Here is a 14,940-nt window from a genome sequence, read left to right as displayed (position 1 = left end):
ATCGCGGGCTCAGCCCACTTCCACAGGACCTTTCCAGCAGATAAAAAAAGCCCCGCCAAAATGACGGGGTTGAGGTACGAGCGTGGCAGCTCGAAAAGGGAGCCTGTCTCCCCGGCAGGGGAGACAGGAAACAGCAATTACAACAGCATGGTGCGGATGTCGGTCAGCAGGTCGCCCAGGCGCTTGGTGAAGCGCGCAGCAGCAGCACCGTTGATCACGCGGTGATCGTAGGACAGCGACAGCGGCAGCATCAGCTTCGGCTGGAAGGCTTTACCGTCCCAGACTGGCTGGATGGTTGCCTTGGAGACACCGAGGATCGCCACTTCCGGCGCGTTGACGATCGGCGTGAAGCCGGTGCCGCCAATGTGGCCGAGGCTGGAAATGGTGAAGCAGGCGCCTTGCATGTCGTCGGCCGAAAGCTTCTTGGTCCGGGCTTTTTCTGCCAGGGCCGCCGCTTCGCCAGCCAGTTGCAGCAGGCTCTTCTGGTCGACGTTCTTGATCACAGGGACCAGCAGGCCGTCCGGGGTATCCACCGCGAAGCCGACGTTGACGTACTTCTTGCGGATGATCGCCTTGCCGCTCGGGGCCAGCGAGCTGTTGAAGTCCGGCAGTTCCTTGAGCAGGTGCGCGCACGCCTTGAGCAGCAGTGGCAGCACGGTCAGCTTGACGCCAGCCTTCTCGGCCACGGCCTTCTGGGCTACGCGGAAAGCTTCCAGCTCGGTGATGTCGGCGCTGTCGAACTGGGTCACGTGCGGCACGTTCAGCCAGCTGCGGTGCAGGTTGGTGGCGCCAACTTGCATCAGGCGGGTCATCGGCACTTCTTCGATTTCGCCGAAGCGGCTGAAATCGACTTCCGGGATCGGCGGAATACCAGCACCACCGGTGGCACCGGCGGCTGGAGCTTCCTTGGCCTTCTGCATCATGGCCTTGACGTAAACCTGCACGTCTTCCTTGAGCACACGACCGTGCGGGCCGCTGGCGGCAACCGCGCTCAGTTCGACGCCGAACTCACGGGCCAGCTGACGCACGGCAGGGCCGGCGTGAACCTTGGCACCGCTTGGTGCAGGGGCAGCGGCAGGCGCCGCTGCAGCCTCGGCTTTGGCGGCCGGAGCAGGTGCAGCAGCAGGTGCGGCTTCAGCCTTGGCGGCCGGGGCAGCAGCGGCAGGCGCTGGCGCCGGGGCAGCAGCGCCCTGGACCTTGAGCTTGAGGATGAAGTCGCCAGTGCCGACTTCGTCTTCAAGCTTGACGCCGATGCTTTCCACCACGCCGGCAGCCGGCGACGGGATTTCCATCGAGGCTTTGTCCGATTCCAGGGTGATCAGCGACTGGTCGGCTTCGACGCTGTCGCCGACCTTGACCAGCAGCTCGATGATCTTGGCCTTGCCCGAGGAGCCGATGTCCGGAACATGAATGTCCTGGACGGTTGCGGCAGCCGGTGCTGCGGCCGGGGCCGCCGGGGCCGGGGCAGCAGCAGGTTTTTCTTCGCCAGCAGGCGCTGCGGCAGGGGCGGCAGCCGCTGGGGCCGCAGCAGCGGCGCCCTCGACTTCCAGCTCCAGCAGTTCGTCGCCTTCTTTCAGACGGTCGCCCAGCTTGACCTTCAGGCTCTTGACCACGCCGGCCTTGGGAGCAGGGATTTCCATGCTCGCCTTGTCCGATTCCAGGGTCAGGATGCTCTGGTCGGCTTCGATACGGTCGCCAACTTTGACGAACAGCTCGATGACTTCACCTTCACCGCTGCCGATGTCAGGTACGCGAATGAGTTCGCTCACTTAAAAATACTCCTCAGCAGTCCAGTGGGTTGCGTTTGTCCGGTTCGATGCCGAACTTGGTGATGGCTTCAGCCACGACCTTCGGTTCGATATCGCCACGGTCAGCCAAGGCTTCCAGGGCAGCCAGCACCACGAAGTGGCGGTCGACTTCGAAGAAGTGACGCAGCTTCTTGCGGCTGTCGCTGCGACCGAAGCCATCGGTACCCAGGACTTTGAACTCTTTGCTCGGAACCCACTGGCGAATCTGCTCGGCGAACAGCTTCATGTAGTCGGTGGAGGCAATGACCGGGCCCTTACGGCCAGCCAGGCACTCTTCGACGTAGGTAACCTGAGGTTTCTGACCAGGCTTGAGGCGGTTGCTGCGCTCTACGGCCAGGCCGTCGCGACGCAGTTCGTTGAAGCTGGTAACGCTCCAGACGTCGGCGCCAACGTTGAACTCTTCACGCAGGATCTTCGCCGCTTCGCGAACTTCACGCAGGATGGTGCCGGAGCCCAGCAACTGAACGTGGTGCGCCGCTTCGCGGGTGTCTTCCTCGAGCAGGTACATGCCCTTGATGATGCCTTCCTCGACACCGGCCGGGATGGCTGGCTGCTGGTAGGACTCGTTCATCACGGTGATGTAGTAGAAGACGTCCTGTTGCTCTTCGGTCATCTTCTTCATGCCGTCCTGGATGATCACCGCCAGCTCGTAGCCGTAGGTCGGATCATAGGTGCGGCAGTTCGGGATGGTCGCGGCCAGCATGTGGCTGTGACCGTCTTCGTGCTGCAGGCCTTCACCGTTGAGGGTGGTACGGCCGGCGGTACCGCCGATCAGGAAGCCACGGGTGCGGCTGTCGCCAGCGGCCCAGGCCAGGTCGCCGATACGCTGGAAGCCGAACATCGAGTAGAAGATGTAGAACGGCAACATCGGCTGGTTGTGGTTCGAGTACGAAGTACCGGCAGCGATGAAGGAGGACATGGCGCCCGCTTCGTTGATGCCTTCTTCGAGGATCTGGCCCTTTTTGTCTTCGCGGTAGAACATCACCTGGTCTTTATCGACTGGCTCGTAGAGCTGGCCGACGGACGAGTAGATGCCCAGCTGGCGGAACATGCCTTCCATACCGAAGGTACGGGCTTCGTCCGGGATGATCGGGACGATGCGCTGGCCGATTTCCTTGTCCTTGACCAGTTGCGCGAGGATCCGCACGAAGGCCATGGTGGTGGAGATTTCACGGTCGCCCGAGCCGTCGAGGATCGCCTTCAGGGTTTCCAGTGGCGGGGTCGGGATGCTGAAGCTCTTGGCGCGGCGCTGCGGCACGAAGCCACCCAGGGCGCTGCGGCGCTCGGCCAGGTAACGGGCTTCGGCGCTGCCTTCTTCAGGCTTGAAGAACGGCAGGTTTTCCAGCTCTTCGTCCTTGACCGGGATGTCGAAACGATCGCGGAAGTGACGCAGGCTGTCGACGTCGACCTTCTTGGTGTTGTGCGCGGTGTTCTTGGCTTCGCCAGCACCGGTGCCGTAACCCTTGATGGTCTTGGCCAGGATGACGGTCGGTTGCTCTTTGTGGTTGACCGCCTGGTGGTAGGCCGCATAGACCTTGTACGGGTCGTGGCCGCCACGGTTGAGCTTCCAGATCTCGTCGTCGGACAGGTCGGCGACCATGGCCTTGAGTTCTGGGGTGTTGAAGAAGTGCTCACGGACGAACGCGCCGTCCTTGGCCTTGTAGTTCTGGTACTCGCCGTCGATGACTTCGTCCATGCGACGCTGCAGGATACCGTCGACGTCCTTGGCCAGCAGTGGGTCCCAGAAACGGCCCCAGACCACTTTGTTGACGTTCCAGCCACCACCACGGAACACGCCTTCGAGTTCCTGGATGATCTTGCCGTTGCCGCGAACCGGGCCGTCGAGGCGCTGCAGGTTGCAGTTGATGACGAAGATCAGGTTGTCGAGCTTCTCGCGGCCAGCCAGCGAGATTGCGCCCAGGGATTCCGGCTCGTCGCACTCGCCGTCGCCCATGAAGCACCAGACTTTCTGCTTGCCTGCAGGGATGTAGCCGCGGCTTTCCAGGTACTTCATGAAGCGTGCCTGGTAGATCGCCTGGATCGGGCCCAGACCCATGGAAACGGTCGGGAACTGCCAGAAGTCAGGCATCAGCCATGGGTGCGGGTACGAAGACAGGCCCTTGCCATCGACTTCCTGGCGGAAGTTGTTCATCTGCTCTTCGCTGATGCGGCCTTCCATGAAGGCGCGGGCGTAGACGCCAGGCGAGGCGTGGCCCTGGAAGAAGATCAGGTCGCCGCCGTGTTCTTCGGTCGGAGCCTGGAAGAAGTAGTTGAAGCCGATGTCGTAGAGGGTGGCACTGGAGGCGAAGCTCGAAATGTGGCCGCCCAGGTCCGAGTCTTTCAGGTTGGTGCGCATCACCATGGCCAGCGCGTTCCAACGGACCAACGAGCGAATGCGGCGTTCCATGAACAGGTCGCCAGGCATGCGTGCTTCGTGGGTAACGGGGATGGTGTTGCGGTATGGCGTGGTGATGGCATATGGCAGCTGAGAGCCACTACGGGTGGCCAGCTCGCCCATACGGGTCATCAGGTAGTGAGCGCGGTCTTCGCCTTCTTTGTCGAGAACCGACTCCAGGGCGTCCAGCCATTCCTGGGTTTCGACGGGATCGAGGTCTTGCATGGCTTGCTCCAGGGCGGAAAGGCTTCCAGAATCGGTTGCCTGAGTTTGCGACTGGCCTTTTGGGCAGACGACATAAAATTCTTGGATTACCGGAGAGTGTACCGGCGTTGTGTAGTTTTACTACAAATGAATCACCATTTCATGCTTTTGAAGTGATCGGGCAGTAGTAAAACTACACAAAAATGGCTCGTGGCCGCAGTTCGGGTTGTGGGAAAAATCGATACCGGTGGTTAAAAACAAGTTAAGAAAAGGTTTGCTGCGATGGTTTCTGCCAGAAAATCAGTTTTTACAGCTATTTCTAACTTTTGTACGACAGTCCAACCGTGGTCAGGGTTCCCCGGTCCGCTCGCTGCCAACCCAATCTCGCCGATCAAGGATAGACCATGAGCCTGCCTTTGCTGGCCGAACTGCCGGCCACCCTCACTGCCTTGGTCAGCCGTAACGAGCAATCGTTTCGTGCGGCTGTCGCCCTGCAGCCAGAACTGTCTGTTGCTGACTGGAACGCCGAACGCTGGGCGCAGTTCGCCCGGGTGAGCGCGGCCAGTGATTTTGCTCTTGAACAGGTGCTGCGCGACCCGGCGATGCTGGTCGATCTGGCCGCCAGTGGCGAGCTCGACCGGGCCTTTGCCGCGGGCCAGTTGTGCGCGCAGATCGCTGCCGCCAGCCAGGCCGCCGAGAGCGAGGACGAACTGGCGCGCAACCTGCGCCGCCAGCGCAGCCGCCAGCAGGTGCGGATCATCTGGCGCGACCTGACTCGCCAGGCCGACCTGGTGCAGACCTGCCGCGACCTGTCCGACCTTGCCGACGCCTGTATAGACCAGGCCTACAACTGGCTGTACCCGCGCCATTGCCAGCAGTTCGGCACGCCGATCGGCCATCGCAGCGGTGAGCCGCAGCACATGGTGGTGCTGGGCATGGGCAAGCTCGGCGCGGTGGAGCTGAACCTGTCGTCGGACATCGACCTGATCTTCGCCTTCCCCGAAGGTGGCGAGACCGAAGGGGTCAAGCGCTCGCTGGACAACCAGGAGTTCTTCACCCGCCTGGGCCAGCGGCTGATCAAGGCCCTCGACCCGATCACTGTCGACGGCTTTGTATTTCGTGTCGACATGCGCCTGCGCCCGTACGGCTCGGCCGGCGCTCTGGTGCTCAGCTTCAATGCTCTGGAGCAGTACTACCAGGACCAGGGCCGCGACTGGGAACGCTACGCGATGATCAAGGCGCGGGTGGTGGCCGGTGACCAGGTGGCCGGCGCGCAGTTGCTGGACCTGCTGCGGCCCTTCGTTTACCGGCGTTACCTGGATTTCTCGGCGATCGAAGCGTTGCGCACCATGAAGCAGCTCATCCAGCAGGAAGTGCGGCGCAAGGGCATGGCCGAGAATATCAAGCTGGGTGCCGGCGGCATCCGCGAAGTCGAATTTATTGCCCAGGCCTTCCAGCTGATTCACGGCGGGCGCGACCTGAGCCTGCAGCAGCGGCCGTTGCTCAAAGTGCTGTCGACCCTCGAAGGCCAGGGTTACCTGCCGCCGGCGGTGATTGCCGAGCTGCGCGAAGGCTATGAATTCCTGCGCTATACCGAACACGCGATCCAGGCGATTGCCGACCGCCAGACCCAGATGCTCCCGGACGATGAGCTGGACCGCGCGCGCATCGCCTTCATGCTTGGCTTTGCCGACTGGCCGAGCTTCCATGCCCAACTGATGCACTGGCGTGGGCGCATCGACTGGCACTTTCGCCAGGTGATTGCCGACCCGGACGAAGACGAGAATGAAGAAGGCGAAGTGATTGTCGGCGGCGAATGGCTGCCGCTGTGGGAAGAAGCCCAGAATGAAGAGGCCGCCTGCCGCCAGTTGCAGGACGCCGGTTTTGCCGACCCGCAAAAAGCCCTCAAGCAACTCGCCGGCTTGCGTGTCAGCCCGCAGTTGCGGGCCATGCAGCGCCTGGGGCGTGAACGTCTGGATGCCTTTATTCCGCGCCTGCTGGCCCAGGCGGTGGAGCACGCCGACCCGGACCTGGTGCTGGAACGGGTGTTGCCGCTGGTCGAAGCGGTAGCCCGGCGTTCGGCCTACCTGGTGTTGCTCACCGAAAACCCCGGCGCCCTGCGCCGCCTGCTGACCCTGTGCGCCGCCAGCCCATGGATCGCCGAGCAGATCACCCGCTTCCCGCTGCTGCTCGATGAATTGCTTAATGAAGGCCGCCTGTTCAGCCCACCGCAAGCCCCGGAACTGGCCGCCGAACTGCGCGAGCGGCTGACGCGCATCCCCGAGGACGACCTCGAGCAGCAAATGGAAGCCCTGCGCCACTTCAAACTGGCCCACAGCCTGCGCGTGGCCGCTTCAGAAATCGCCGGCAACCTGCCGCTGATGAAAGTCAGCGACTACCTGACCTGGCTGGCCGAGGCTATTCTCAACCAGGTGCTGGCCCTGGCCTGGCGCCAGACGGTCAGCCGTCACGGCCAGCCCAAGCGCAGCGACGGCAGCCTGTGCGACCCGGGCTTCATTATTGTCGGCTACGGCAAGGTTGGCGGCATCGAGCTGGGCCACGGCTCGGACCTTGACCTGGTGTTCATCCACGACGGCGACCCGCAGGCCGAAACCGATGGCGCCAAGCCGATCGACAGCGCGCAGTTCTTTACCCGCCTGGGCCAGCGCATCATTCACCTGCTGACTACCCAGACCAACTCCGGGCAACTCTACGACGTGGACATGCGCCTGCGACCTTCGGGTGCTTCAGGCCTGTTGGTCAGCTCCCTGGGCGCCTTCGAGCGTTACCAGCAGAACGAAGCCTGGACCTGGGAGCATCAAGCCCTGGTCCGCGCCCGGGTGCTGGTCGGTTGCCCGCAGGTGGGCACGGCGTTCGAGGCGGTGCGTGCGCGCATCCTCGGCCAGGCCCGCGACCTGCCCAAGCTGCAGGCCGAGGTCAGCGAGATGCGCGCCAAGATGCGCGACAACCTCGGCACCAAGCTCAGCGCCGCCGGGACTGCGGCCAATGCTTTCGAGGCCGGCGTGCCCTTCGATATCAAGCAGGATGCCGGTGGTATCGTCGATATCGAATTTATGGTGCAATACGCCGCTTTGGCCTGGTCTCACGACCATCCGGCACTGCTGCGCTGGACCGACAACATCCGCATCCTCGAAGAGCTTGAGCAGGCCGGGCTGATGCCCGCCAGCGATGCCGTGCTGCTGCGCGAGGTGTACAAGGCGTTCCGTTCCGCCGCGCACCGCCAGGCCCTGCAAAAGCAGGCCGGGGTAATCGATGCCGGGCAGTTCGTCAAGGAGCGCCAGGAGGTGCGGCGGATCTGGTCGCAGCTGGGTTTGAGTTGAGCCATCGGCCAGGCGGTTCAGGCACCAGGACGCCTGCCACGACCACAGTACAGCCCGAGTGGCGTACACTGGTCGACATATAGCCTGAATATAAAGAGGGGAGGCCAGGCTGTTTGCGAACAGTTTGCAGCCTCCCTGATCGTTTCTGGATAAAGCATGAGAATTTTGATCATTGGCCCCAGCTGGGTGGGCGACATGGTAATGGCGCAGACCCTGTTCCAGTGCCTGAAGCAGCGTCACCCGGAATGTGTGATCGATGTGCTGGCGCCCGAGTGGAGCCGGCCGATCCTCGAGCGCATGCCTGAAGTGCGCCAGGCCTTGAGCTTCCCGCTCGGCCACGGCGCGCTGGAGCTTGCCACGCGCCGGCGTATCGGCAAGTCCCTGGCCGGCCAGTACGACCAGGCGATCCTGCTGCCCAACTCGCTGAAATCGGCGCTGGTGCCGTTCTTTGCCGGCATCCCCAAGCGTACCGGCTGGCGCGGCGAGCTGCGTTTCGGCCTGCTCAACGACGTGCGCAAGCTCGACAAGGCCAAGTACCCGCTGATGATCGAGCGCTTCATGGCCCTGGCCTACCCGGCCGGCGCCGAGTTGCCGCAGCCGTACCCGCGCCCGAGCCTGCAGATCGAAGCGCCGAGCCGCGACGCCGCCCTGGCCAAGTTCGGCCTGAGCCTGGATCGCCCGGTGTTGGCATTGTGCCCCGGTGCCGAGTTCGGCGAAGCCAAGCGCTGGCCGTCGGAGCATTACGCCAAGGTCGCCGAGACCAAGATCCGCGAAGGCTGGCAGGTCTGGTTATTCGGCTCGAAGAACGACCACGCGGTTGGCGAGGCCATTCGTGCGCGGTTGATACCGGGCCTGCGTGAAGAAGCAACCAACCTCAGCGGCGAAACCTCGCTGGCCGAGGCCATCGACCTGCTGTCGTGCAGCGATGCGGTGGTGTCCAACGATTCCGGGCTGATGCACGTGGCGGCGGCGCTGAAGCGCCCGCTGGTGGCGGTCTACGGCTCTACTTCGCCGGGCTTTACCCCACCTTTGGCCGATCAGGTCGAGGTGGTGCGCCTGGGCCTGGAGTGCAGCCCATGCTTCGACCGTACCTGTCGCTTCGGCCATTACAACTGCTTGCGTCAGCTGGAACCGGAAGCCGTGGAAGCTGCGTTGCAGCGCCTGAACGGCCCGAGCCTGATCGACGTCATGGCCGAGGTCGACTAAGTGCGGGTACTGCTGATCAAGACCTCGTCCCTGGGCGATGTGATCCACGCGCTGCCGGCGCTGACCGACGCTGCCCGGGCGATCCCCGGCATCCGCTTCGACTGGGTGGTGGAAGAAGGCTTCGCCGAGATCCCCAGCTGGCACCCGGCAGTCGACACGATCATCCCGGTGGCCATCCGTCGCTGGCGCAAGAACCTCTGGCAGACGTTCAAGAGCGGCGAATGGCGCCAGTTCAAGCAGCGTCTGCGCGAGCGCAAGTACGATTTGGTGATCGACGCCCAAGGCCTGGTCAAGTCGGCCTGGCTGACCCGTTACGTCAAGGCGCCGGTGGCCGGCATGGACCGTTACTCGGCCCGTGAAGGGCTGTCTAGCCGCTTCTACGACCGGCGTTTGTCGGTCGAGCGCGGCCAGCATGCGGTAGAGCGGGTACGCCAGTTGTTTGCCCTGGCGCTGGGCTACAACCTGCCAGCAGGCCTGGGTGACTACGGCCTGGACCTGAACCGCCTGCAGTTGCCGCCGGCGGCGCCGTTCGTGGTGTTCCTGCACGGCACCACCTGGGCAACCAAGCACTGGCCGGAAGCCTACTGGCGCCAGTTGGCCGAACGCCTTGGCCAGCAAGGCCTGCAGGTACGCTTGCCGTGGGGCAACCCGGCCGAACAGGCGCGTGCCGAGCGCATCGCCAAGGGCCTGGCCAACTGTCAGGTACTGCCCAAGCTCAACCTGGTGGGTGTCGCCCGGGTGCTGGCGGCGGCCAAGGCCTGCATTGCCGTGGACACCGGCCTCGGTCACCTGGCGGCGGCGCTGGATGTGCCGACCCTGTCGCTGTTCGGGCCGACCAACCCGGGGCTGACCGGGGCCTATGGCAAGTCCCAGGTGCACATCGCCAGCGATTTTGCCTGCGCGCCGTGCCTGCAGAAAAAATGTACCTACAAGCCGAGCGCTGATGACCAGCGCCGGTTCGATCTCAAACGCGAGTGGCCGCTGTGCTTCACTCGCCTGAATCCCGAGCGTGTGGCGAGCCAATTGCGCGCGTTGCTGCTGGCTGAGGATGTTCGTTGATGCAACTGGCTTTTGTTCTGTACAAGTATTTCCCCTTCGGTGGCCTGCAGCGCGACTTCATGCGCATTGCCCTGGAGTGCCAGCGGCGCGGTCATCAGATCCGCGTCTATACGCTGATCTGGGAAGGTGACGTGCCCGAGGGCTTCGAGGTGCTGGTGGCGCCGGTCAAGGCGCTGTTCAACCACCGGCGTAACGAGAAGCTCAGTGCCTGGATGCAAGCGGATCTGGCCAAGCGCCCGGTCGATCGCCTGATCGGCTTCAACAAGATGCCCGGGCTGGATGTCTACTTTGCTGCTGACGGCTGCTTCGAAGACAAGGCGCAGACCCTGCGTAATTCGCTGTATCGGCGTTGGGGCCGTTACCGGCATTTCGCTGAATACGAGCGGGCAGTGTTCGCCAAGGACGCCAAGACCGAGATCCTGATGATCTCCGAAGTCCAGCAGCCGCTGTTCATCAAACACTACGACACGCCGATCGAGCGCTTCCACCTGCTGCCACCCGGCATCAGCCAGGATCGCCGGGCGCCGGCCAATGCCGCCGAGATCCGCGCCGAGTTCCGCCGCGAATTCGACCTGAAAGACGATCAGCTGCTGCTGGTGCAGATCGGTTCGGGCTTCAAGACCAAGGGCGTCGACCGCAGCCTCAAGGCCCTGGCCGCCTTGCCGTCGGCCTTGCGCAAGCGCACGCGGCTGATGGTCATCGGCCAGGACGATCCCAAGGTGTTTCAACTGCAAAGCGCGACCCTGGGCCTGACCGACCAGGTGCAGTTCCTCAAGGGCCGCAGCGATATTCCGCGTTTTCTGCTCGGCGCCGACCTGCTGATTCACCCGGCCTACAACGAAAACACCGGCACCGTGCTGCTTGAAGCACTGGTCGCCGGGCTGCCGGTGCTGGTCTCGGCCGTGTGCGGCTATGCCCATTACATCGCCGAGGCCGACAGCGGCCTGGTGCTCGACGAGCCGTTCGAGCAGGAGCAGCTCAATCGCTACCTGCAACGCATGCTCGAAGACGGCCCGGCCCGCGTCGACTGGGCGCGCAATGGCCTGGCATTTGCCGATACCGCCGACCTCTACAGCATGCCCGAGCATGCCGCCGACGTGATCCTGGCGCAGGAGCGCGCATGAAACTGATATTGGCTGAGCCGTTCAAGCGCCTGTGGGCCGGGCGCGATGCCTTCGAGGCCGTCGAGGCCTTGCAGGGCGAGGTGTACCGCGAGCTGGAAGGCCGCCGTACCCTGCGCACCGAGGTCGAAGGCCGTGGCTATTTCGTCAAGATTCACCGCGGCATCGGCTGGGGCGAGATCTTCAAGAACTTGTTCACCGCCAAGCTGCCGGTGCTCGGTGCCGGCCAGGAATGGCAGGCTATCCAGCGCCTGCACCAGGTGGGCGTGCCGACCATGACCGCGGTTGCCTATGGCGAACGTGGCGACAACCCGGCGACCCAGCATTCGTTTATCGTCACTGAAGAGCTGGCGCCGACCGTCAGCCTTGAAGACTTCAGCATCGACTGGCTCAAGCAACCGCCGCAGCCACGCTTCAAGCGTGCGCTGATCGCTGAAGTGGCGCGTATGACCGGCATGATGCACCGCGCCGGGGTCAACCACCGCGACTGCTACATCTGCCACTTCTTGCTGCACACCGACCGGCCGGTGACGGCCGATGACTTCAAGTTGTCGGTCATCGACCTGCACCGCGCCCAGACCCGGGCGAAAATCTCTCGCCGCTGGCGTGACAAGGACCTGGCCGCGCTGTATTTCTCGGCGCTGGACATCGGCCTGACCCGGCGCGACAAGTTGCGCTTCTTGCGGGGCTACTTCCAGCAGCCGCTACGCCAGATCCTGGCCGAAGAAGCGGGGCTGCTGGCCTGGCTGGAAGGCAAGGCGCGCAAGCTCTACGAGCGTAAACAACGGTACGGAGACGCGCTCTGATGGCGGGTTGGAAACTGGAGCCTGCGTATCAGGCCCTGGCGACGGATTTTGGCAGTATCGACGCGGTATTCGCCCTCAAGGGCGAGCGCCTGACCCACGACCCGCTGAGCGAAGTGATCCGGGTCGAGCGCGACGGGGTCAACTATTACGTCAAACGCTATACCGGCGCCGGCAAAGGCTTGCGCCGCTACCTCGGGCGGCCGCGGATCAAGGCTGAATGGCAGAACCTCAAGCAGTTCGCCAAGTGGGACATTCCCACCGCCGAAGTGGTCGCCTTCGGTCATGAGCGCAATGGCCTGGCGTTCGGCCGCGGGGCGATGATCACCCGCGAGCTGCCGCGCACCGAAGACCTTTCGGCCCTGGCCGAGCGCAACGATGCGCGCCTGGCCGATCGCGCCTGGGTCGATCACATCAGCCGTCAGCTGGCCCGCCATACGCGGATCATGCATGACCACCACTTCACCCATAACGACCTGAAGTGGCGCAACCTGCTGGTGGACGACCAGGCCACGCTATTCTTCATCGACTGCCCGACCGGCGATTTCTGGTGGGGCTTCATGCTGCGTTACCGCATCACCAAAGACCTGGCGTGCCTGGACAAAGTGGCCAAGTATCACTTGTCCAACACCCAGCGCCTGCGCTTTTACCTGCAGTACCGCGGGCGCGAGCGTCTGAATGAATCGGACAAGCGCCGCATTCGCCATGTGGTGACGTTTTTCGAGGGACGCGAATGACTGATTTTCTTGCCGGTGCCGATAAGGCATTGCTAGAGCGCCATGGCCTCAACGGTTTCGACCAGCTCTGGGCCCTGCAGCTCGATGCGGTGGATGAGCCCAACACCGGCCGTGGCGGCTGGAGCAGCGTCTATCGCCTGGAACTTGAAGGCAAGGGCTACTACCTCAAGCGCCAGAGCGACTACCTGACCCGCACGTTGCACAAGCCGTTTGGCGAGCCGACCTTCGCCCGCGAGTTTCGCAATATCAGCCGCTACCAGAAGCTCGGCATTCCCGCATTGCAGGCGGTGTATTACGGCGAGCGCAAGGTTGAAGGCGAGCGCCGGGCGATCCTCATGACCCGCGCCCTGGATGACTGGAGCGACCTCGACAGCCTGCTGGCGCAGTGGCCACAGCTGGACATCGGCCAGCGCCAGGGCATCCTGCGCGCCTGCGGGCAGCTGGCGCGCACCCTGCACGCGGCCAACCAGGTGCATGGCTGCTTTTATCCCAAGCATATCTTCCTGCGCACCCGCAGCGACGGCTGGTTGGCGCAACTGATCGACCTGGAGAAAACCCGGCCGTTGCTGCTGGGCATGCGCGACCGCCTCAAAGACCTTGAGCCGCTGTTACGCCGGGCGCCGATCTGGAGCGAGGTCGAAGTGCGGGTGATGCTCTCGTCCTACCTGGACCAGCCCAGCGACAGCCCGCTGGTCGATACCTGGCTGCAGCGCCTGACGCGCCGCCGCCGTGAGAAAGAGGCTCGCTGATGCGTTTGTCTGAACTCAAGGATGCCGGGCGCAGCCCGGACCTGCCACTGAACATCAGCCTGGCCGACGCCGCTGGCAGCGCCGAGCTGCAACTGCTCAGCCTGTTGCGGGTGTTGCCCGGCCAGCGATACGTCGGCGCCGGGATCTGGCGCGGCAAGCCGGTGTTGGCCAAGTTGCTGGTTGGTAGCAGCGCCGCCCGGCATTTTCAACGCGAGCTGGACGGCGCACGGCTGCTGGCCGCGCAGGGCCTGACCACGCCGTTGCTGCTGGCCGATGGCTTGCGCGAAGGCGAGGGTGGCTGGCTGCTGTTCGAGTTTCTCGAAAACGCGCAAAGCCTGGCCGATGCCTGGGCGCAGGTCGAAGCCCTGCCGCCGCTGGCCGATGAACAGCACCTGGTACTTGGCGAAGCGCTGACCGCCGTGGCGCAGATGCACGCCAAGGGCCTGTGGCAGGACGACCTGCACCTGGACAACCTGCTGCGTCACGACGGCCAGCTGTATCTGATCGATGGCGCCGGGATCAAGGCCGAAACCCTCGGCCAGCCCCTGTCGCGCCAACAAGTGCTACACAACCTCGGGGTGCTGTTCGCCCAGTTGCCCAAGCGCCTGGAGCCTTTTATCGAAGAGCTGCTGGTGCATTACCTGCTGGCCAACGCCGAGCACGCCTTGCCGCTCGAAGCACTGCAAAAGCAGATCGACAAGGTGCGCAGCTGGCGCTTGAAGGACTACCTCGACAAGGCCGGGCGCGAGTGCACGCTGTTCAGCGTCGAGCGCGGCCCGTCGGGCCTGCGTTCGATCCGCCGCACTGAAGTGGCCGCCATGCTGCCAGTGCTGGAGCAGGCCGATGCGCTGATCGACCAGGGCCACCTGTACAAGACCGGCGGCGCTGCCAGTGTCGCGAAAGTCGAGGTCGATGGCCGGCCGCTGGTGCTCAAGCGCTACAACATCAAGAACACCGCCCACTGGTTCAAGCGCTTCTGGCGTCCGAGCCGGGCCTGGCATTCGTGGGTCGAAGGGCATCGCCTGGAGTTTCTCGGCATTGCCACGCCCAAGCCGCTGGCGGTGCAGGAGCTGCGCTTCATGGGCTTGCGCAGCCGCGCCTACCTGGTTACCGAGTATGCCGATGGCCCGGACTTGCTGGCCTGTTTTGCGCCTTATGTCGAGTCTGGCGAGGTGCCAGAGGAGCAGTTGCAGGCCCTGCAACAGCTGCTTGGGCAACTGATCCACGAGCGCATCAGCCATGGCGACATGAAAGGCCACAACCTGTTCTGGCAGGACGGCCAATGGTCGCTGATCGACCTCGATGCCATGTGCCAGCACGCCACCCAGATGAGCTTCGCCCAGGCCTTCGCCCGCGACCGCGCGCGGCTGTTGCGCAACTGGCCCGCTGGCAGTGCGCTGTATAAGCGGCTGGATGAGTGCCTGCCGAAGCTGGTGAGCTAATCAAGCGCATCGCGGGTCAAGTCGAGTCGTCGCACCGCCGCTCCTACAGGACCCATGCTGTGGGAGCGGGCTTGA

At 63.8% G+C, this 14,940-nt stretch carries 10 protein-coding genes; 8 read left to right on the top strand and 2 right to left on the bottom strand.

Annotation, left to right across the window (positions count from 1 at the left end; all coding sequences use genetic code 11):
* Positions 1-137 precede the first annotated feature (137 nt).
* Together aceF and aceE are read right to left on the bottom strand one after the other, a co-directional pair.
* On the bottom strand, positions 138-1,769 hold the full coding sequence (aceF, locus tag LOY37_RS25235) for a dihydrolipoyllysine-residue acetyltransferase (RefSeq protein ID WP_093378794.1): 1,632 nt from the start codon (positions 1,767-1,769) through the stop codon (positions 138-140).
* A 13-nt stretch (positions 1,770-1,782) separates the two neighbouring features.
* Positions 1,783-4,428, bottom strand: a complete 2,646-nt coding sequence (gene aceE, locus LOY37_RS25230) for a pyruvate dehydrogenase (acetyl-transferring), homodimeric type (RefSeq protein ID WP_258715960.1) — start codon at positions 4,426-4,428, stop codon at positions 1,783-1,785.
* Positions 4,429-4,811: 383 nt separating this feature from the next.
* Between aceE and glnE the strand changes: the two genes are divergently transcribed.
* The 8 genes from glnE to LOY37_RS25190 all read left to right on the top strand — a co-directional run bounded on the left by glnE (position 4,812) and on the right by LOY37_RS25190 (position 14,865).
* The gene (gene glnE, locus LOY37_RS25225) at positions 4,812-7,748 is read left to right on the top strand and encodes a bifunctional [glutamate--ammonia ligase]-adenylyl-L-tyrosine phosphorylase/[glutamate--ammonia-ligase] adenylyltransferase (protein ID WP_258715959.1); all 2,937 of its coding nucleotides are present in this window, start codon (positions 4,812-4,814) and stop codon (positions 7,746-7,748) included.
* Between the two features lie 156 nt (positions 7,749-7,904).
* Complete coding sequence (gene waaF, locus LOY37_RS25220) at positions 7,905-8,954, top strand: lipopolysaccharide heptosyltransferase II (RefSeq protein WP_258715958.1); 1,050 nt, start codon at positions 7,905-7,907, stop codon at positions 8,952-8,954.
* Positions 8,955-10,013, top strand: coding sequence for a lipopolysaccharide heptosyltransferase I (gene waaC, locus LOY37_RS25215; RefSeq protein WP_045199168.1), 1,059 nt, complete (start codon positions 8,955-8,957; stop codon positions 10,011-10,013). It begins immediately after the preceding gene.
* Complete coding sequence (locus LOY37_RS25210) at positions 10,013-11,137, top strand: glycosyltransferase family 4 protein (RefSeq protein ID WP_258715957.1); 1,125 nt, start codon at positions 10,013-10,015, stop codon at positions 11,135-11,137. The genes waaC and LOY37_RS25210 overlap by 1 nt, the downstream gene beginning before the upstream one ends.
* A complete protein-coding gene (gene rfaP, locus LOY37_RS25205; RefSeq protein ID WP_258715956.1) occupies positions 11,134-11,940 on the top strand; it encodes a lipopolysaccharide core heptose(I) kinase RfaP in 807 nt (268 codons plus the stop codon). The genes LOY37_RS25210 and rfaP overlap by 4 nt, the downstream gene beginning before the upstream one ends.
* Positions 11,940-12,674, top strand: a complete 735-nt coding sequence (locus tag LOY37_RS25200; RefSeq protein ID WP_045199173.1) for a lipopolysaccharide kinase InaA family protein — start codon at positions 11,940-11,942, stop codon at positions 12,672-12,674. Before rfaP ends, LOY37_RS25200 begins: the two co-directional genes overlap by 1 nt.
* Complete coding sequence (locus LOY37_RS25195) at positions 12,671-13,423, top strand: lipopolysaccharide kinase InaA family protein (protein WP_258715955.1); 753 nt, start codon at positions 12,671-12,673, stop codon at positions 13,421-13,423. The genes LOY37_RS25200 and LOY37_RS25195 overlap by 4 nt, the downstream gene beginning before the upstream one ends.
* On the top strand, positions 13,423-14,865 hold the full coding sequence (locus LOY37_RS25190; RefSeq protein WP_258715954.1) for a lipopolysaccharide kinase InaA family protein: 1,443 nt from the start codon (positions 13,423-13,425) through the stop codon (positions 14,863-14,865). Before LOY37_RS25195 ends, LOY37_RS25190 begins: the two co-directional genes overlap by 1 nt.
* Positions 14,866-14,940 lie beyond the last annotated feature (75 nt).

The sequence above is a fragment of the Pseudomonas sp. B21-012 genome (genome assembly GCF_024749305.1).
GTDB lineage: Bacteria > Pseudomonadota > Gammaproteobacteria > Pseudomonadales > Pseudomonadaceae > Aquipseudomonas.
The sequence above is the reverse complement of the archived record's forward strand: the minus strand, read 5'-3'. Positions and strand labels throughout refer to the sequence as shown.